Annotated in this window: 17 protein-coding genes and 6 pseudogenes; 9 read left to right on the top strand and 14 right to left on the bottom strand. The window is 66.5% G+C overall.

Going from position 1 to position 18,486, the window contains the following annotated elements:
- Positions 1-46 precede the first annotated feature (46 nt).
- Positions 47-1,024: an ArsR/SmtB family transcription factor gene (locus AB5J50_RS01985; protein ID WP_369254304.1), complete on the top strand. Its 978-nt coding sequence runs from the start codon at positions 47-49 to the stop codon at positions 1,022-1,024.
- Between the two features lie 9 nt (positions 1,025-1,033).
- Here AB5J50_RS01985 and AB5J50_RS01980 read toward each other — a convergent pair.
- Positions 1,034-1,338 (bottom strand): annotated as a pseudogene (locus tag AB5J50_RS01980) (transposase); the annotation flags it as partial.
- Between the two features lie 26 nt (positions 1,339-1,364).
- A pseudogene (locus tag AB5J50_RS01975) lies at positions 1,365-1,487 on the bottom strand (Tn3 family transposase); the annotation flags it as partial.
- Between AB5J50_RS01975 and AB5J50_RS01970 the strand changes: the two are divergent.
- A pseudogene (locus AB5J50_RS01970) lies at positions 1,487-1,738 on the top strand (IS630 family transposase); the annotation flags it as partial. The pseudogenes AB5J50_RS01975 and AB5J50_RS01970 sit on opposite strands and share 1 nt — an antisense overlap.
- Before the next feature lie 261 nt (positions 1,739-1,999).
- Here AB5J50_RS01970 and AB5J50_RS01965 read toward each other — a convergent pair.
- Complete coding sequence (locus AB5J50_RS01965; protein ID WP_369254302.1) at positions 2,000-3,772, bottom strand: hypothetical protein; 1,773 nt, start codon at positions 3,770-3,772, stop codon at positions 2,000-2,002.
- Positions 3,773-4,052: 280 nt separating this feature from the next.
- Between AB5J50_RS01965 and AB5J50_RS01960 the strand changes: the two genes are divergently transcribed.
- Both AB5J50_RS01960 and AB5J50_RS01955 read left to right on the top strand, forming a co-directional pair.
- Positions 4,053-4,595 (top strand): winged helix-turn-helix domain-containing protein, encoded by a 543-nt coding sequence (locus AB5J50_RS01960; RefSeq protein WP_369254300.1) that lies wholly within the window; start codon positions 4,053-4,055, stop codon positions 4,593-4,595.
- Positions 4,592-5,146: a transposase gene (locus tag AB5J50_RS01955; protein ID WP_369265275.1), complete on the top strand. Its 555-nt coding sequence runs from the start codon at positions 4,592-4,594 to the stop codon at positions 5,144-5,146. The genes AB5J50_RS01960 and AB5J50_RS01955 overlap by 4 nt, the downstream gene beginning before the upstream one ends.
- Here AB5J50_RS01955 and AB5J50_RS01950 read toward each other — a convergent pair.
- A complete protein-coding gene (locus AB5J50_RS01950) occupies positions 5,143-5,523 on the bottom strand; it encodes a hypothetical protein (protein ID WP_369254298.1) in 381 nt (126 codons plus the stop codon). The two genes, AB5J50_RS01955 and AB5J50_RS01950, sit on opposite strands and share 4 nt — an antisense overlap.
- A 235-nt stretch (positions 5,524-5,758) precedes the next feature.
- Positions 5,759-6,802, bottom strand: a complete 1,044-nt coding sequence (locus AB5J50_RS01945; RefSeq protein WP_369254296.1) for a hypothetical protein — start codon at positions 6,800-6,802, stop codon at positions 5,759-5,761.
- 31 nt (positions 6,803-6,833) lie between these two features.
- On the opposite strand from AB5J50_RS01945, the pseudogene AB5J50_RS01940 reads away from it, so the two are divergent.
- Both AB5J50_RS01940 and AB5J50_RS01935 read left to right on the top strand, forming a co-directional pair.
- Positions 6,834-7,172 (top strand): annotated as a pseudogene (locus AB5J50_RS01940) (IS21 family transposase); the annotation flags it as partial.
- A gap of 52 nt (positions 7,173-7,224) precedes the next feature.
- Positions 7,225-7,497, top strand: a complete 273-nt coding sequence (locus AB5J50_RS01935) for a transposase (RefSeq protein ID WP_369254294.1) — start codon at positions 7,225-7,227, stop codon at positions 7,495-7,497.
- Positions 7,498-7,578: 81 nt separating this feature from the next.
- On the opposite strand, the gene AB5J50_RS01930 is transcribed toward AB5J50_RS01935, so the two are convergent.
- The gene (locus AB5J50_RS01930; RefSeq protein WP_369254292.1) at positions 7,579-8,106 is read right to left on the bottom strand and encodes a hypothetical protein; all 528 of its coding nucleotides are present in this window, start codon (positions 8,104-8,106) and stop codon (positions 7,579-7,581) included.
- A 358-nt stretch (positions 8,107-8,464) separates the two neighbouring features.
- The gene (locus tag AB5J50_RS01925; protein ID WP_369254290.1) at positions 8,465-8,842 is read right to left on the bottom strand and encodes a hypothetical protein; all 378 of its coding nucleotides are present in this window, start codon (positions 8,840-8,842) and stop codon (positions 8,465-8,467) included.
- A 400-nt stretch (positions 8,843-9,242) separates the two neighbouring features.
- Between AB5J50_RS01925 and AB5J50_RS01920 the strand changes: the two genes are divergently transcribed.
- Together AB5J50_RS01920 and AB5J50_RS01915 are read left to right on the top strand one after the other, a co-directional pair.
- Positions 9,243-9,911 (top strand): transposase family protein, encoded by a 669-nt coding sequence (locus AB5J50_RS01920; RefSeq protein ID WP_369254288.1) that lies wholly within the window; start codon positions 9,243-9,245, stop codon positions 9,909-9,911.
- Between the two features lie 176 nt (positions 9,912-10,087).
- Positions 10,088-11,263, top strand: a complete 1,176-nt coding sequence (locus tag AB5J50_RS01915; protein ID WP_369254286.1) for a hypothetical protein — start codon at positions 10,088-10,090, stop codon at positions 11,261-11,263.
- 484 nt (positions 11,264-11,747) lie between these two features.
- Here the strand turns inward: AB5J50_RS01915 and AB5J50_RS01910 are convergent, their stop codons facing one another.
- The 5 genes and pseudogenes from AB5J50_RS01910 to AB5J50_RS01890 all read right to left on the bottom strand — a co-directional run bounded on the left by AB5J50_RS01910 (position 11,748) and on the right by AB5J50_RS01890 (position 16,832).
- Positions 11,748-14,006 carry a tetratricopeptide repeat protein gene (locus AB5J50_RS01910; protein WP_369254284.1) on the bottom strand — a complete coding sequence of 753 codons (2,259 nt, stop codon included), beginning with the start codon at positions 14,004-14,006 and terminating at the stop codon, positions 11,748-11,750.
- Between the two features lie 635 nt (positions 14,007-14,641).
- Positions 14,642-14,794: pseudogene (locus AB5J50_RS01905) on the bottom strand (DUF4291 family protein); the annotation flags it as partial.
- A gap of 339 nt (positions 14,795-15,133) precedes the next feature.
- Positions 15,134-15,283, bottom strand: a pseudogene (locus tag AB5J50_RS01900) (IS5/IS1182 family transposase); the annotation flags it as partial.
- A 513-nt stretch (positions 15,284-15,796) separates the two neighbouring features.
- Positions 15,797-16,438 carry a BlaI/MecI/CopY family transcriptional regulator gene (locus tag AB5J50_RS01895; protein WP_369254282.1) on the bottom strand — a complete coding sequence of 214 codons (642 nt, stop codon included), beginning with the start codon at positions 16,436-16,438 and terminating at the stop codon, positions 15,797-15,799.
- A gap of 199 nt (positions 16,439-16,637) precedes the next feature.
- Entirely contained in the window at positions 16,638-16,832 is a 195-nt protein-coding gene (locus AB5J50_RS01890) for a hypothetical protein (protein ID WP_369254280.1), read from the bottom strand.
- A gap of 230 nt (positions 16,833-17,062) precedes the next feature.
- On the opposite strand from AB5J50_RS01890, the gene AB5J50_RS01885 reads away from it, so the two are divergent.
- Positions 17,063-17,689, top strand: coding sequence for a hypothetical protein (locus AB5J50_RS01885; RefSeq protein WP_369254278.1), 627 nt, complete (start codon positions 17,063-17,065; stop codon positions 17,687-17,689).
- Between the two features lie 121 nt (positions 17,690-17,810).
- On the opposite strand, the gene AB5J50_RS01880 is transcribed toward AB5J50_RS01885, so the two are convergent.
- Together AB5J50_RS01880 and AB5J50_RS01875 are read right to left on the bottom strand one after the other, a co-directional pair.
- On the bottom strand, positions 17,811-18,125 hold the full coding sequence (locus AB5J50_RS01880) for a transposase (RefSeq protein WP_369265274.1): 315 nt from the start codon (positions 18,123-18,125) through the stop codon (positions 17,811-17,813).
- 40 nt (positions 18,126-18,165) lie between these two features.
- Complete coding sequence (locus AB5J50_RS01875; protein ID WP_369254276.1) at positions 18,166-18,420, bottom strand: transposase; 255 nt, start codon at positions 18,418-18,420, stop codon at positions 18,166-18,168.
- Positions 18,421-18,486 lie beyond the last annotated feature (66 nt).

Raw genomic sequence — 18,486 nt, 5'->3', positions numbered from 1 at the left:
CGTCGCTGGACGAATCGGAACAGACGTCCCGCGGTAGCATGGCAGGGTGGTCCGCTTCGAAGTCTCCGTCGAGGACCTGCTGCGCAGCCGCTTCGCACTGTCGCCCGCGATGGATCTCTGCTTACTGCTGCGCTCGCTCGCCGGCCAAAACCGGCCGCTGCCGCGAGCCTGGGCCACCCGGCTCCTGCCGACCTTTGAACGTCTTCGCCGCGAGACCGAACTGAACGCCGCCCTCGCCCTGCAAACCCCGCAAGGCGGACCGAACTTCGTCGCCCCGCCCCCGCGCGGCCTCAACCAGACCTGGGCAGACGACCTGGCCATGATCCGGGCCACACCGCTGGAAGCGGCCCGCTACGAATTCGCCACCACTGCGACCGGCCCGTCCGCCCGTGATCCCCGCGTACGCGCAGTGCTGGACTCGACGGACGCCGTCTCCAGGATCGCCGAGGCGATGGACCAGGCGTGGCACGAGCTGCTCGCCACGGACTGGCCGCAACTGCGCACGATTTGTGAGCGCGATGTCGTGCACCGGGTAGGTGTGATCGGCGAACACGGATGGGCCACGACCATCGAGAGCCTGCACCCGGGCATCGCCTGGCGCGCCGGCGGTATCGAGATCGGCTTCTTCCGAGGAGGAACAGTCCGCCTCGCCGGCGACGGGCTACTGCTGATCCCTTCGGTCTTCGTCGGAAATATCGCCGCCCACCTCGAAGACCCCTGGCCCAGGACCTTGGTCTATCCTGCCCGCGGCACCGCCGCCCTGTGGGGCGAACAGGAGACCGTCCCCCAACCGGATGCACTGACCGCTCTGGTCGGCCGGGCCCGAGCCCGGCTGCTGGTGGCGCTGGACGCCCCGGCCAGTACCAGCCACCTCGCCCGAAGCCTCGCCATGGCACCCGGCGCGGTAGGAGACCACCTCGCCATCCTGCGAGGCGCAGGGCTGCTCGTCCGCGCCCGGTCCGGACGGTCGGTGCTCTACCGGCGCACCCCGCTCGGCGAGGCACTGGTCGGCGGTTCGGGCTGAGGGCGCAGATCAGCACTGTTTTTTGAGGCGCCGCCAGCAGATGATTGCGCAGCCGAGGGTGAGAAGGTCTGGTGGATGTCGGCGCGGATTTCCCAGCGGATACGCAGTCGGCGGAACCGGCGCAGAAGTGCGAAGGCCGTTTCATCGACCCAGCGGTTCTTGGCCAGGCCGCTTCCGTGCTCGGTGCCGCGCCGGGCGATGAGCGGGCGGATGCCCAGCTCACGGACCTGATGGCGGTAGACGTTGTGGTCGTAACCGCGGTCGGCGTAGAGGACGTCGGGGCGCTGACGAGGTCGTCCGCGCTTGCCGCGGATGGCCGTCGAACTGCAGCGGGGAGAGCACGGGCGAGCAGCTCGTCGGTGACGGGGAAGCCGTCGGCGGCGAGCTGCTTAACAGCGGCGTCGATGTAGAGGCTGTTGAACAGCACTACGGCATTCAGCGCCAGGCCCAGGGCCTCGAGTTGACGAGTTCGGCCCGCTCGGCGGCCGTCCGACTGCCGGGACCTGCCGGGCCAGGCAGGACAGGCCGGACCAGCTCCCGGCCACCTTCCACCGCACACACGGAGTGCGCTACTTCCACGGCTGCTACTCCGTCGGCGACGACACTCTCTGGGGTGTCAACCACCTCCGCAAAGGCGCCGACCACAGCCTCACCGCGCTCAGGAGCATCCGGGCCGCCCGCCCGGACGGCGCCCCGATCTACGTCATCCTCGACTGATGGCGCTCTTTGAACTTGGGTCTGGGTGGAATTTCGTGACGGTCACGATCGCGTAGTCCTCGGCGTCGTGTTTGGCCTCGGGAATGCCCTGGACATGGGGGTTCTGTCCGCGTTGAAGGACGTGCTGTTCCCGGATGCCGTGGGGATGGTTCTGGACCGGTTGGCCGAGGTGAACGGGGTGGTTGTGGCCGAAGCCCACAGCGTCGTACCGGAGTTGGCGTGTCCGGACTCATGTCTCAGGCCAGGAGCGAGGTGTAGTCAAACTTTGCGGACGGCGCTGGTATAGCCGGCGATGAACAGAGTGGCAAATGCCCAGGCGATGACTTGAAGGCTCCAGCCGCTGAGGGCGAGGGCGTGGCCGGTGGTGGTGTCGGTGACATCGCAACGGTTACGGGCCCCGGTTGCGATCAATGGAAGGCCGAGGTCCAGGCCCACCCCGACACGGTCGGTCCAGGCGCAGGGTGTCCCCGCCGCCGCTGCAGAAGTGCTGACGGTGCCGGTGGTCTTGGTGCGGGCGAGACCACCGTGGTTGCCGGGGCCAAGCGCGGCCAGGATGATCGCGAGGGCGGCGGCGGCCAGGAGGCCGAGCAGGGCCCGCCAGGTCTGGTAGCCGTAGCCCAGGGTGAGCCAGGTAAAGCGGCCCCAGGCCCGTTCGCCGCGGCTGGCGACCGCCCGATGTAGTTGGTCCCGCCGTTGGGCGATCAGGACATTGCGCACGTCGCGGTCGTGGCCTGCGGCTTTGTGGACGGCGGCCAGTTGCCGGTAGGGCTGCGCGGCGTAGACGGGGGTGGCTTCGCGTATCAGCTTCAGCCAGATGTGCCAGCTTTCGGTGGGCAGGCCCGGGAACTCCAACCCGTCCAGGGCCAAGCGGTGGCTGGGGTCGTTGTGTCGCAGGTGTCTGGGAGCGAACTCAAACGGGCCTCCAACGCGCACGCTGGTCAGGTCGAGCGTCACGCCTGTGCCGCTGCCGGACGCCTCGAAACCGTTGCCTAGGATGAGGTCCTGGCCGATCTGCAGGCCGACCGCCTCCAGGGCGGGGCCATTGTCATTGCTCAGCGTCGCCCCCGAGCAATCCAATGAAGTGCGGATTCGCCCTCTGGGTAGCCGCACCGCACCACGGGGACCGCTGCCGGTCGCTTCGAATCCGTTGCGCAGGAACACGACCTGTTCACTCCGCAGGTTGACCGCGTGCAGGGCGGGGCCGGTGGGGTTGCGGAACTTGGCCCCCGTGCAGTCCAGTTGGCCGCCGATGCGGGCCCTGAGCAGCCGCACTGCACCCAAGGTGCCGGCGCCGGTCGCCTTGAAACCGCCGGTCATGAACACGGAGTTCTTGATCTGCAGGCACTCGGCGTTCAGGGCGGGGCCTTCGGGGTTGTGCAGCCTGGCCTCCGAACAGTCCAGGTCGTCACCAATGCGCGCGTCGGCCAACAGCACCGCACCCCGGTCGCCACCGCCTGTCGCTTCGAACCCGCCGTTCAGGTACACGGCGCCTTCGATCTGCATGCGTGTGGCGTTCAGGGCGGGGCCTTTGGGGTTGTGGAGCTTGGCCTCCGAACAGTTCAGGTCGCCGCGGATGCGCGCGTCGGCCAACAGCACCGCACCCGTCTCGGCAGCGGCGATGACTGTGGTGCTGGTCAGGGATATCACCGTTGCGGTGAGTCGTTGGGCGTTCAGGGGCGGCTGGTCGGGGTGCTCGAGCAAGCAGTCGGCCAGTACCAGTACGGGCAGGTGAGCGTCAGAGGCCACCAGTCCCTCAGTGAGCAGACAGCTGTACAGCTCAAGTGCGACGCTGGTGGTGAGGTTTTCCAAGTCCAGCGGGCCGGTGATGCGTGCGCCGCGTAGCCGCAGCCCGTGCGGATCGGGGTCTGACGCCAGCCGGCCCCGCAGAATGTCGCGAAGCGCCGCGGCCGGGATAGTCCGCTCCTCCCCCCAGGACCGCATCGCCGCCTCATGCACCGCCGCACCTGCGGCCAGATCCAGTAACTCCCCACGGACAACGTGATCAATCAGAAGCTGCACAAGGTCCGCCACCTCGTCCACCCCCAGCGGTCACAGCCAAGACCCACACCGGATAACCCCACCACAGAGCGTCAGCCTCTCATACCGGATCTCGTAGCGCTGACCGACCGGTGCTGTCCCTTCGAGGACGTGATGACCGGCCGGATCAACTCCCACGCCTCGTCCGGTCAAATCGCTCGGGTACGGGTGCCGCCAGCCCGTACCCACCACACGGATCTCCACCTAGAGTTCTTTAACGGTGTGGGTTACGTGGGGTCGTGACGGTTGGTGGGGGCCGCGCTATGCCGGAGGGATGACGTATCCCGATGGGGGTGGGCTGACGGCCGAAGAGCGCGATCGGCGTGAGCAAGTCCGGCTCGCGGCAGCTGACTTGATCGAGGCGGGGGCCAGTGACCGGGAGGTGGCCCGGTGGTTCCGGGTGACCCGGATGTCGGCGAACCGCTGGCGCCGGGCCCTGGCTTCGGGCGGCCGCCAGGCGCTGGTCTCCAAGGGTCCCGGTGGCGCCCGCTGCAAGCTCAGCGCGGGTCAACTGCATGCTCTGGAGGCGGTGTTGGAGGCCGGGCCGGCCGCGTGCGGATGGAGTGACCAGTGCTGGACGCTGGCCCGTATCGGCGAGGTCGTGCGCCGCCGGTTCGGCGTCGAGTACACCCTGGCCGGGCTGGATCTGCTGCTGCACCGCATCGGCTGGAGCGTGCAGGTCCCGGCCCGGAAGGCCAGCGAGCGCAACGAGGCGCAGATCGCCGCCTGGAAGGACGAGCAGTGGCCCGTCATAAAAAGAGGGCGGCGGACCTGGGCGCCCGGCTCTGCTTTGAGGACGAGGCAGGTCAGGGCCTGAGGCCGCCCAAGGGCCGCACCTGGGGCCGCCGGGGCTGCACCCCGGTCGTGAAGGTCGCCGCCGCGGGCACCAAACGGGTCTCCATGGCGGCGCTGATCTGCACGAAGGCCGGCCGCAGGCCACGGCTCATCTACCGCATCCACCTGGACCGCGGCCCCGCCAAAGGCCGGCGCAAGGGCTTCACCGAGACCGATTACGCCCGCCTGCTCGATGCCGCACACCAGCAGCTCGGCGGTCCCATTGTCTTGGTCTGGGAAAATTTGAACACGCACGTCAGCCGCATGATGCGACGGCTGATCACCGCCCGGTTATGGCTGACCGTCTACCAGCTGCCCCCGTACGCTCCCGAGTTCAACCCGGTCGAGGGCGTGTGGTCGCACCTGAAGAGATCACTGCCCAACCTCACCAAACACAGCCTCGATCAACTCACCACGTTGGTGAAGACGCGGCTGAAACGGATGCAGTACCGACCCCACCTCATCGAAGGGCTCATCGCCAAAACCGGACTCGACCTCCAACCACCGCAGCCTCAGCCGTTAAAGATCTTCTAGAGGGCGCCAGGCGGCAGCAGGCGTGGGGCGCGGATGCCGAGGATGCCGAAGACCTCATCCTTCGCCAGGCTGCGCAGTTCCGCCAGGAAGGCGGGGTCCACGTGGCCCTCCCTGGCCCAGATTCCGGCGAGGGACTCGGCGCAGAGCTGGGCCAAGTCGCTGCGGAAGTCCCCCGCCCGGATGGCCCGGATCAGGGCCGCCTCGACGAACGGACCGGAGAGGAACTCCAGATCCGACGCCGCGTCGTCTTGCTCGTCCTCGCGCGCCGTGGGGTCTTCGATGAGGCGTACGAGCAGAACCGCGCGCTCTTCGTCCGGGATCTCCGGATCGCTCCATACCGGGCCCGGCGACGAGACCGCCGCCGCGTCCTCATTCACGCTGCTGGGCCGCTCCTTCCTGAACAGCCTGTCCAGCCAAGTCCTCATCTACGACACCTCCCAAGATCCCGCCGACCGCGGGTCCGACAGTCCGGAGGTCTGCCCCGAACCCGGAACCGTAACCCGCGCCCGCGCCCGCGAGGCCGCCCGCCGTGCTGACACCGTCGTGGAGGCCGCCTGGATCCGCTCGGTGCGGACACCACATCGTAGACGTGCAAGGCGACGGTCGCAGCGATCAGCAGCATGCCGCCGATCTTGGCGGTCGACTTCCCCAGAGCGATGGCTCCGCGCGGCATCCACAGCCCCTCCAAGGGGATGTGCTCCTTCGTAATCCCAGCCGTGAAAAATCTCTAGCTCGGCTGAGCGACGCGCGGTCAAGTGCATGAGCCGAACAGCAATAGGGCTCTTTGAGACTGGCTCTGGTCGGTATTTCAGGATGGTCACGATCGCAGCAGGACGCCGGTGCGGAGGAGCCGGAAAGATCCCCGTCCGTACATCTGCCGCTTGATCGTCTTAAACGGTTGACGTGCCCCTCGACGACTCCGGAGCTGTAGTCGAGCGTCATGTCGGCGAGGACGGCGTCCCAGTCCTGGCGGAGAAATCCAGCGAAGCCCCGCACGGGCCCGGGCCCGTTGGTCTCGGCCTCGCGGACCCAGCCAGCGAGGAGATGCCCTCGCCGGTCGCGGACCAGGCCGGCGAAGACGTGGGCCAGGTTGGACGCGGTGGCGATGTCCGGGCACGCGATGCGTACCTCGTCGAGCTGGTCTTGTTCCTCACGGCTGAGGCCGTCGCGCGGTCTCATGATCCATGAGGTGATCCTGCCTGGCGTGGGGATGAGACGGGGAGGCTCCGCCGCGGCAGTACCGACGCGCATGGAGCGGATGTAGAGGCGGACGGCCTGATGGTTGCCGCGGTAGCCGTGCTCGTGGATCTCGCGGTAGAGCTGGGCGGCGTTGGTGCAGCCGTCATCGAACCGTTGTTGCAGGTAAGGCCGGTAGAGGTCGAGTTGGCGGGGGCGGCGGTCACGGGCCGAGGCGATCAGCACCTCAAGATCGGTGGTGAGGTAGCGGCGGACGGTCTTGCGGTCCAGTCCGAACTGGCGGGCGATGGCGCTGATCGTCCACGTCGCCTTGCGTAATCGGTGGATCTCCGCATGCCGTTCGGTCACCCGCTGCATGAGCGGGGTGGCGGGGATGTTGTCGAGCGGCGGCGTCAGCGGCAGCAGCGCCGTGGGCGGCGAGCTGGCGCAGTGCGATCTGTCGTTCCCGGCGGTCGACATCCCGCTCGGATACGGCCAGAGCGGCCGTCCTCCGGTGCTTGTGATGGTGTCCGGCTACTCGCGGATCATCGCCGCGCGGATGCTGCCCACCCGCACCACCGGCGACCTGATCGACGGCCACTGGAAGCTTCTGACCGGCTGGAACGCGGTCCCAAGGATGCTGGTCTGGGACAACGAGGCCGGCATCGGCCGGGGCAAGGTGACCGGCGACTTCGCCGCGTTCGCGGGCCTGCTCGCCACCCGGATCTACCTCTGTCGGCCCCGCGATCCCGAAGCGAAAGGACTGGTGGAGCGGGCCAACGGCTACCTGGAGACCAGCTTCTTGGCCGGTCGCACCTTCACCGGACCCGATGATTTCAACACCCAGCTGACTGCCCGGCTGGCCATCGCCAACCGGCGTCAACGGCCGCAAGCGGCACGTCGTGGTCGACACGCTCGGCCTGCTGCTGGGCGTGCTGGTCACCGCCGCGGACACCGGCGACCGCACCGCCGCCCACGTACTACTGGGGCAGGTCACCGACGCGCATCATCGGCTGGAACTGGTCTGGGCCGACGGCGGCTACACCGGCAGTCTCATCACCCACTGCCTCACCTCGCTCGCGCTGGTCCTGGCGATCGTCAAACGCCGCGACGACATGCGCGCTTCGTGGTGCTGCCCAAGCGGTGGATCGTCGAGCGGTTCTTCGCCCACCTGATCCAAAGTCGCCGCCTGGCACGCGACTACGAACGCCGCACCACCAGCGCCGAGGCGATGATCTACTGGTCGATGACCCTGCTCATGACGGGCCGCCTTGCCCGGCCAGGCCCTGCGCGAGAGTGAACCGCCCCGGCTGCCGCTCGGCCAGCCAGCCCCGCGCGACCAGACGTTTCGCCTTCGACCGCAGCGCCTCCACCTTGGTCGGCACCGCGTCCCGACCGAACATCCCGGCCAACTCCTGGCAGGTCAGGGGTCCTTGATGGAGCCGGTCCCGGTCCGCGAGCGCGGTGAGGATGCGCTGATAGTCCACCGACAGCACCGACCAGGCCAGCCCCTGGCACCACACCGGAACCTGCGACCTCGCCCTCGCCGCCTGCCTGGACGCCGAGCCCGCGACCGGCCCGGAGGCGACCTCCTCAACAGCGGTGCTGCCGCCGTCCGGAGCCAGGACCGTGCCCACTCGCCTGCGGGCGATCGCCCACTCCTGCCATTCCTCCTCGGCCGCGGCCAACTCGGCCTGGATGCGAACGGCTTCCTCACGCAACCCCTCGACCCGACGGCGAGCAGCGAGCTCGTGCTGTTCCAGCAGTCCGACCACCGACGGCATCCACAACCTCCCGGGGAGCGACGACACGACACGCCACCACTCCCACCAGGTCACCGACCCTATGCCTGACCAGCGAAAACGCCGCCCTCAGATTCGGAACGACAACAGCTTCTCAGGGTGGCTCGCTCAGCGCCGGGCCGGTGAGGTGGCCCTGCCGCATGACCTCTTGCCTGTTGGGTCCCGCGAGGGGCGCCACGGGGACGCGACGACGCTCGAAGTGCCGCACCAGAGAGCGGACGCAGGGGCCAACGACGACTTGACCAGCGGAAACGGGATAACACCCTGACATCAACGCCGCTTGGCTGCTCGGCAAGGCAGACGCCCCGTCAGACCGGTGGCCTGACGGGGCGATGTGCGCCTACTTGACGTTCAGCGAGACTGTGTCACCTTCGGTGAGGTTGTCCTCTGTGATCGTTCTGGTGAACGTTTGGGCCTTCTTCCCGGGTGCTTTGCACGTGACGTCGACCGTGAGGGCGAACGACGAGTCCAACGGCGCGTCGAGGCTGATCGGGCCGAACGTCGCCCTGCGGTTGGTTGGGTTGTTGGTGGGGCCCAATGCATCGTCCTCACCACTGTCGAGCGACACCCTGGTGGGGACAGAGTTGTTGGGGGCCGGGAATGCATTCTTGCAGGTCACCTTGCCGGTGAAGGACACCGTCCCGACTGGAGGCGCCGCCGAGGTAGGAGGGGCCGTCAGGAGAGCTCCGGCCAGCACCGCGGTGACGATCGGGGCCATGGCCGCGAGAGTACGATTCCTGCGAGAGATGCGCGTAGGCATGGGAATCACCTGCTCGTTGGTGTATGCGTAGTTCTGAGCGAACCGACCCGGATGCCGGAATGACAGGCATGGTTCAGAGAGCGCTAGGTTTCGCGGGGTCGTCCGCGAATGGGCTGGGAGCCAGCCGCCGCGCTTTCAGCAGCGATTCGGCAGACCCAGAGACCCTTCAACACCACGCTCCTACAGCGCCTGCCGGCCCGCAACCGGAACGGATTCCTGGTGCACCACGCGCCCCCATGGCGAAGGGGCGCTCATCTAACACACCGTCACGGGTGTCAGCGACGCGTGAATTGTGGTTCTGGATCACTTTCAGTGCCGGAGCCACGGAGGGTCACCGAACCCGCGATTATGAACGGCCGTGGGTGACGTCTTCCTTGAGGGCCTGTGGTTTCACCGGGTCGATGGTGTTCGGATCGAAAACGTAGTGGTGGATGGCGAGTTGGTGGTTGTGCGGGCCCGGGCGACTGCGGAGCGGGCCGGGTGTTCTGGCTGCGGGGTGCGGTCTGCGCGAGTGCACAGCAGATATGTACGTCGTCTTGCGGACAGTGCGGTCGGGCACCGCCGGGTGGTGATTGAGTTACAGGTCCGTCGGTTCCGCTGCGGTGAGGGCGCGTGTCCGCAGGCGACCTTCGCCGAGCAGGTCAGCGGGCTGACCTTCCGCTATGGCCGGCGCAGTGCCGGTCTCCAGGTGGTGTTGCAGAAGCTGGCGATGATGCTGGCCGGCCGGGCGGGGGCCCGACTGGTGGACCCGCTCGCGGTTCCGGCGAGCCGTTCCACTCTGCTGCGCCTGATACGGGCCCTGCCCGAACCGGCACCGCACACGCCGAGGGTGCTCGGGGTGGACGAATTCGCGCTGCGCAAGGGGCATGTCTATGCCACCGTCCTGGTGGACATCGAGACCAGGCGCCCGGTGGATCTGCTGCCCGACCGGAACGTGTCGACGGTGGCTGGCTACGCGCCCTGTGCGGCCGTGACAACCGGACGTGACGTGCAAGTTGAGGACTTCGCCAGCAGCTTCTACCGTTGATGAAAAGAGCGTTCAATCCGAGTTGCGCTGTGACTTTTCAACGAAGTGTCAGTTGGTGCATCATGACGATCTGGCCGGATTTCGGTTTTACCCAAAGTCCCTATGACACTCACTCTCTCCCCCCGACAGCGACAGGGGAAAGGCTGCTAGTGGGGCGAGAGCATCACATACGACGCTTGATCAATCGACTGGCATCATCTTCGAGTCACGTCACGATAGAAGGTGAGGCCGGGGCTGGAAAGACGAGCCTCATAACCATAGCTAACTACCGAATGAAACGGAATAGCGATAAGGCCAGAAGCCCGCTGCTACTGCCCCTTGGGGAAGAATTTCAGCTCACCACGAAGGATGGTGTGACGGCTCTCGAATTTAAGATTTATCGGGCGATGGCGGAAGCATTCATTCGATACAGAGACGAATTGCATGAATGGGGCTATGGTGCGCCTAAAGTGAGAGACGTAAACAAGTGGATGAATTCACCTACAGTCAAGTCGATATCCGCTGGGGCTTCAATCGCCGGCGTTGGTGTGACGGGTGCCAGAAGTGAATCCGTGAACACTTCAGTCGCATTTGCGGAAACAGGTCTTGCTAAGACGGTTCGAAACTGGATGAGCACATGCTTCGATCCACCGGGGTGCGGATACTTCGTCTGCGTATTAGACAATTTGGAGCTTCTAGTCAGCTCCACTTCAGCGCGACAGGCACTCGAGGAAATGCGCGACACGATCCTCGCCGAACCAGGCTTGAGGTGGGTTATCTGCGGCGCACGAGGGGTGGTGCGCACAGCGGCGGCCTCACCTCGGCTCCAAGGCCGCTTGTGTCACCCGATCGAAGTGGATCCGTTGTCCATGGGTGACGCTATAAAGGCCCTTGAGGCCAGGGTCGGGGAGTACTCGATAGGCGGGACACCTCCGGTCGGCCCCATTGGTTTTCAGTATCTCTACGAGATACTGAAATGTAATCTCAGGAACGCCCTCCAGAAGTGCGAGGATTTCAGTTTTTGGCTGCATGATGAGGGCATCTTGGATGCGGATGATTTGGAACACGTTGCGCTACTGGAATCCTGGTTGACGCTCCGTTCGGATGAATATGCAAACAACCCCAACATTTCAGCAGTCGACTGGGGGCTCCTGGATGAAATGGTCGATAATGGGGGATCTTGTAATTTTGAAGACTTCAAGTCCTTCAATTTTTCGAATGCTCGAGAAATGAAACGACATGCAGAGGATCTTGAGCGTCAAAATTTGATTGAAATGACCCCTGGAGATATGAGAATGGATGCGGCCGTAGTGGCTCCCAATGGATGGCTCGCTCGATTTTCGAGATCTGGGTATAAAATTCCACGCAGCTGAGCGACATCTCAGTGAGCCCTTTCCAACCTGAAGGTGCTGGCGGACAGTTGGCGGGCTGTACGAACTGGTGAAGCTCCTGATAGATGGGTTCTCGACCAAGAACACCCGTGTCTGCCAGGAGCTTCGTTTGCTTGTCTACCCGCAGGCGATCGCACATGGTTCAACCAGCCCGAATGGGCCAAAGGCGCTCGCGGATAGTACCCCCGCAGATCACCTACGGTGTGGAAGCGAACCAGACCTCAGCGCTTGGGCACGGACGACTCCAGCACCAGTGATGCGGTCTGTGAACGCGGCGGGATGGCTCGTGTCAAGCCTTGCTGATAGTCACTTCCTTGGGAGTTGCCGACGACCATCGGGCTGGATCAGCCATCGGTCACGAGCGCCCCGCGGGCGGTTTCCGCCGTGGCCCGTTGGCGGGACCGATTCGGCCCAGGTCACCTGTCGCAGAATTCCACCGTCCGTGACGGGAACGGTGATGGCGATTTCAATGACCAGTACCGCGCAGCGCGGCCAATGAGCGTTCGAGCGCGTCGCGGCTTTCAACGGCTTCCGGATGTTCGGCGTCCAGGATTCGCGTCCTCGCCTGGAGTACGTCTTGGTGAATTCGAGCCGCTGCCCCGAACTCACCAAGCCCGTGCAGGGCCGTGGCGAGTGCATGGCGGCCGTTCAGGGTGCGGGGGTGATCAGGGCCGAGTGCCTGGTGGGCCGTCCGCACTGTCTCGCGCGCGAGACGAGCGGCTCGCGCGTGTTCGCCGAGGTGGTTCAGCGAGTCGACCAGGTGGTTGAAGCTGGAAATCGTACGAGGGTGAGCAGGCCCCAGCACCCGCGTACGGATCTCGGCCACCTCGGTGTGGATCTCGGCCGCTTCCCGGTGACTCCCCAAGCTGTCCAGGGCGAGGGCGAGGACATCACGGCTGGCCAGCGTTTCGGGATGGTCTGGGCCGAGCAAGCTGGTCAGGGCGCCGGTGGTGTCCCTGGCCAGGTCAACGCTCTCGGCGTGACGGCCCAGGTACCGCAGTGCCCTTGCGAGGTGATGACGGCTGGAAATCGTGTCGAGGTGACTCGGGCCGAGCACGCGGGTCCGCGCGGCCAGGACCTCTCTGTGCCGGTCGACGGCCGCGCTGTAGTCCCCCATGGCGCGTAGCGCGCGAGCGTACTTGCCAAGACACTCCAGGGTGTCCGGGTGGTCGGCCCCCAGACGCTGCCATGCCATGTCGTGCGCGCTTCGCCGTAAAGTGAGCTGGAGCGGATGAGCGCCCGCGTCACTGAGGAGCGCGGCGAGATTCTCCAGTGCCTCCCGGGCATCGGGCAGCGGCATGGAGCCGTCTGCGCCGAGTTCGGCGACAAGAGCGAAGTGAGGTGCGATGAGCCGGGCGCGGTCCCATGACGACTGCGAGGCTTCAGACAGTTCCCGGGCTCCTGACATCAGATGCATGGCGACCTTTGTGCGCCACCCTGCAACGTCCGCCGTCGTCGCGGACAGGATGTACGCGTTCACTTCGCGCACCAGCGGATGCAGGACGAGGCATGAGACTGAGACATCACGCCCAAGGGAAATCTCCGAGGTCTGCAGTAGGTCATAGCGGCGGAGGCCGGACAGGGCCTCGTCGAGGGCCCCTTCGGTGACGCTCTCGCCAACGACCGCCTGGACGAAGTCCCCGACGATCAGGTCCCGGGGAATTGGCGCGTCCGCGAACTGCGACAGCAGCCGCAGAACGGGTCGGGCGAGCGGCCTCCGGTCCGCGGCGAGCTGGTCGAGGGAGATCTCCCAGGTGTGGCGGACCAGAGCACGGGCTGTTTCCGGGTCGGTCGCATCGGGCTGTTCCGGGCCGAGCAAGGGAGCCAGATCCTGATCCAGCGCCTGCTGGTATTCGGTGAACGCGCGGTATCGGCTGGTCTGCTCGGTCAGGTAGCGGCCGGCTGCCCGCAGTGCAAGGGGAAGGCCACCCAAGCGGGCAGCGAGCGACTCGGCCTCGGACAACGTGCCTGCCCGGGGAGCCAGGTCGAGAAGAACCTGCCCTCCTGCCGGGGTGGTCAGCGGCCGGAGCCTCAGCAGTTCGGCTGCCGGCCCCCAGACATCCTGGCTCGTGTCACGGCTCGTGACGAGTAGGAGGCCGCCGCCGTAGGGCCTGATCCAACCGCGGTAGTCACTGAGTTGTTCGGTGTCCGGGACGATCGGGCTGGGATCGTCGATGTTGTCGATGACGAGCAGCCACTTGCGAGTGCGGGCCAGATGCAGCCAAAAGACGTCTGGCAGGTTGTCATGGCCTGCCCGGGTCCGTTCCAGGAGCGCGTTGGGGAGGCCACAGGCAACGGCGACCTGTGTCAGTTGTGCCTGCAAGGGCTCAAGGCCCTGCCACCGTATCCAGAAGACCTCGTACCCCATGTCCGCCGCGTCGGCGCACAGCATCGCGGCCAGCGTTGTCTTCCCGATGCCGCCACCTGCGCACAACACAGCGAAGCGTCCGTTCGGCGTGCGGAGCATGGGGGTGAGACGGTCCAGGTCCGCCTGCCGGCCATGCATCCGTTCCGTCTCGATGTGCGGGGGCCGCAGGGATACGGGACTCGCCGCGGCAAGTGGGCGTATGGGGGGCAGCGCAGAGGGCGGGGACTCCTCGCCTCCTAGGCGCTGGCTGAACCACGTCAATCCGATGCTGAGCACGGCCAGCACGGCGAAGGTCGGCCAGATCACCCAGGCATTGGTGGCCCATGCAGGTACGGAGTTGCTGGCGTAGTTCGTCACCGGGCCCAGGAGCACCGCTATGGCAGCCAATAAACCGGAGACTCCCGCACCCGTGCGGGCCTGAGACCGCCGCCGCATGCCCTGCTCCTCGCCCAGCCTGTCGTTGCGGGGCTATCCATGCCCGCGGTTCGGGCTGGCGACACCGGAGAGCCAAGAGGTGTCCGTCCGAAGTACCAGGCAGCCCGTTCAGAGGCCGGACAAGGGGCCGGAGAGCAGCCGTGGTGCCGACCGCGAAACTCGTCTCCCCTCGCAGGGCGGCGAGAAAGCCCCTCGATGAAGAACACTGGCTCAGCGGTCAGCGCCAGCCATGTGACTCCCAACCAGGTGGGGTCTTGGGCAGGCTGATGAGTGCATCCATGTGAGACTCAACTGTGTCGTCAGCGACTTCTTGGGCGCCCGCGTCCCCCAACCTCGTTGCTCGGCTGGACCATGCCCAGGAGTCCGGCCGGCCAACGTCGCAGGGCGAAGGTTGGCTCGACCCGCACTCGACCAGAGTGATCCAAGCGCTTTGCCCCGGCCTGTTCCTCGCGACCGGCCAACGAGCGGGAAACCCGCCCCACATTGCTAATGCGTCACTGCCGCGCGCCCAACCGTACGCGGCCTCTCCGTCGGCGACGGACAAGGGTCTGTCAACGCGGCTTGATGACCCACGTCATCCGGTGGAACGAGAACGGCGCAACGAAGCGGTCCGCCCGCAGCGCCGCCTCGGCGATGGCAGGCGCGTACGCCTGGTAGACCACGATCGTGTGAGCGTCGTAGTCGGCACGAATCTGATACTGGGGTGCCACGCGCCGCACCCTGCCATCCGCCCCATCGGCCTCGCGAGCCGTTTTCTCACACCGACCCCGGCGCCGACTGCGAAAGCACTGGTCACAGCCACTCGTTGATGACAGCTACGAGGGCCGTCGCTTCGTGGCGGACGGCGAGTTTCTCGTAGCGGGTGGCCACCGCCCGGTGCCTCTTGAGGCGGTTGATGCCGCACTCCACCGAGTGGCGCTCGCGATAATCGGTCTTGTCGAACTTCGCCGGACGGCCGCCGAGGGAGCCGAGTTTCTTGGGTTGCGGACGTGGTCACCTTTGTCCGGGATGGTGCAGTGGATACCACGGCACCGCAGGTAGGCACGGTTCTTGCGGGAGGCGCACCCCTTGTCGGCCCGCACCCGGTCCGGTCGGGTGCGGGGCCTGCCGGGCCCCAGCTGATGCAACCGGACCTTCTTCAGTGCGGGCTCGAACTGAGGAGAGTTCCCGCGCTGCCCGGCCGTGATCACGATGGACATGGGTTTCTGGCCTTGCTGGACGGCCAGGTGCAGCTTGGTGGTCAGGCTGCCGCGCGAGCGTCCGAGCCCGTGGTCCTCAGGCTCGGACGTGAGGCCGCCGGGCGACTCCTTCTGAAGGTCCCCCTTTTCCTTGCTCCGGCGGCGTGCTGGTGGGCCCGGCGAACGGTGGAGTCGACGTTGATCTCCCAGGTGATCAGATGCTTCGCGTCAGCCTGGGCCTGCAGCTCAGCGAAGATCCGCTGTCAGGTGCCGTTCCGCTGCCAGCGTCGGAACAGGTCGTACACCCGCCCCAGGGGCCGTGCCGCTCCGGGACATCCCGACGCCACGTGCCACAAAGCAAGATCAACTCACCTCAAGATCCACTTTGGATACACGTCCTGGCCCCGCCCGGCCCAAGCGGCCGAACCAGACCAGATTGATCACGACTCCAAACAGGACTAGGGCAGGCCGGTGCATGCGAAGCGAGCGGCTGGGTCGGTCAGGAGGCAGGATCTCAGAAAGCGTCCCCGCCGGTCAGTTTGTCTCGGGCTGGGTGTCGGCGGGGGGTGTTGCGGGTGTGGTCGGTTCCTGGGTGTGGGTGGCGGTGTAGTAGACGGAGGTGCCCTGCTTGGTGCGTTGGGCGTGGCTCTTGGCGACGAGGTTTTCGACGGTGGTGCGTACGACGGTGGTTTTGATGGTGCGGTCGGGGTGGGCCTGGCCGAGCGCGGTGGCGATTTCGGCCGCGGAGCGGGGTTCGCTCTGATCGGTGAGGTGGCGGCGGATGAGTTCGACGAGGGTGGGCTGGGTCGCCTTCGCGACCGTCGCCTTGGCTGCGGCCGCGGGCTTCTTGGCTGCCCTGTCTCCCTGCCCGGAGGCGGCCTTCTTCGCCCGTACCCGCTTGCCTGCACCGGGCTCGCTGTCGGTCTTCTGCCGCGGTACTGAGGGTGCTGCCGTCTCTTCTGGGGCGGGCGGGGTGGCTGTGTCCGCGATGCCGAGTGCCTTTTGCACGTTGGTCAGCACGGTGTGGTCGTGCTGCAGGGCGCGCAGTTGTTCCTGCAGCGCGTCGATTTCCGCACTGATGCGTTCCTGCTCCTTGGCGTTGCGCTCAAGGTCGTTGGCCACCTGGGCCGCGTACTGCGATGTCAGTTCGGTGGTGGGGGTTTTGGTGTCAGGCATGATGTCGGCCTTTCCTCGGTTCGCGGCCGCAGCGCGGGCGCCAGGGCTGGGCAGCGAATCCGCTGGCGTTCATGGAGTCATGAGTGGGCCACGAGTGCAATTCGCTGCCCGCGTGTAGCGATAGTACGGGCGGGCGGAGCAGGTTGTTCCGCTCCGGCGATATCTTGCACTCAACCGCACTGTCATAGATGGACCGCAGTCAGTGCGGTCGATGCTCACCGGGCTGTGCTGTGGCGTGCTGTTGGGGCGGGTGCCAGACGGCTTCGTCGGTCTTCCAGTTGTGGTGCCAGCTGGTGAGTGTGTGTGATGTGGTCAGGCGGTCGAGGACATCCATGCCAGTGCCGTCGGCATCGCCCGAGGTGTGCGAGGTAAGGGCAAGTGCGGTCAGCTGCATGGCCGGAGACCGTCTGGCCGGCAGCTCTGCCGGGGTGGGATGCAGGGCCAGTGTGCTGGGTGGGACCGGTGTCGAGCCCCGGACGGGCTCGCCGGGCCCGTGCTCGGCTGCTCGGTTGCCTTGACGGGTCTTCGAAGTTGAGCGGTGCGAGGGTGTCCCCGGGCTCGACGGGTGGTGACGCAGTGTATGCGTAGGGGCTGGTTGCCGTCGAACATCAGTAGTCTTCAGCCATGGCCCTGCGACCTGACGAGTTCTACGCCCATGCACGTACCGCTGCGGATGATGAGCGACGGCTCCCAGTAGCCCGCATGACAGCGTGGGACATCAGTCCGTTCGAGCCGGACGGCCTGCTGGTCGCGCCGCTGCGACCGCCGGTTCTACCCGAACCGGCGCGGCACGGCGAGGACCCGTTGGACTGCAACGCGTGCCGCAGCCGGGACGAAGGCATCTGGCTCAACGACCGTTGGCGGCTCACCCGGATCACGGGTGTCGGCGTGCCGCTGGTGCTGATGCTGTATCCACGCGATCACTTTGACCTGGCGGACCTGCCCGACGAACTGGCAGCCGAATTGGGGGTGCTCACCACTCACATCGCCCGCCATGTGCAAGCACTGCCGCACATCTCGCGGGCCCATGTGTACCGCATCGGAGACGGTGGCGCCCATCTGCACATCTGGTTCTTCGCCCGTCCCGAGGGGCAGGCCCAACTGTATGGGTCGTGGATGGTCATCTGGGACGACTTGTTGCCGGAGTACCCGGCTGACGTGGCCGAGGCAGACGCGGCGATCGTGGCAGACGCGTTGGCCGCCTCCTACGGAGGCTGTCGGCCGGCCGTGAGCGAACTGCCGCACGCCTGATCCGCCAGAGTAAGATCTTGAGAGTCCGCGAAGTTGAGCGGTGTATTGCGCCGGGCCGCTGACCTCCTGTCACGGTCCTTGATGCATCAGTTCGGCTGGCGGCCCGGATTGGGTGGGGTCTTCAAAGTTGAGCGGTGCGGAGGTGTCCGCGGGCTCGGCGGGTGGTGACGCAGCGTGTGCGTAAGCACTGGTTGGCGGGGTTGCGGAAGCCGCGGGCGGCGCGGGCGGTCAGCTTGATCATGCGGTTGATTCCTTCGCTCTTGGCGTTGCTGTGGCCGGTGGCGATGAACGCTTCGGTCTCGGGCCACCAGCGGTCGACGGTGGCGGCAAGCCGGCGCACTTCGGGGATGTCGGCGTCTGCGCACCAGGTGAGGAACTTCCACCGCGGGTGGCCGACCTGGTGCCGGTTCGCGCCGGTGCGGGCGCAGGCGAGCAGGTCCGCAGCCGCTCCTTGGCGATCCAGGCGGTCAGCAGCGTCATGCCGATCGCGCCGGCGTCGATGAGCGCGTTCCCCCGCTCGTGAACTGTTTGTCCGTCAGGTCCTCGCGGTTGCGCAGGAGGCGGCGCCGGGCCTTCCACTCGGGGTCGGTGGCCCGCCCGCGCCTGCCGCGCAGGGTGGCAGTGGTCCGCCGCCGGACGATGTTCAGCACCTTGTTCGCCAGCTGCACCACGTGGAAGTGGTGGACCACCACGATGGCGGGCGGCAGTCCGGGCCTCGCGCACCGCCGCACCGCTCAACTTTGAAGACCCGCCTTGACGCCGCCGGAATCATGAACTTCTGCGTCTTGGCGGCCGCC

Source organism: Streptomyces sp. R35 (assembly GCF_041053035.1).
GTDB classification, from domain to species: Bacteria; Actinomycetota; Actinomycetes; order Streptomycetales; family Streptomycetaceae; genus Streptomyces; species Streptomyces lutosisoli.
The sequence above is the reverse complement of the archived record's forward strand: the minus strand, read 5'-3'. Positions and strand labels throughout refer to the sequence as shown.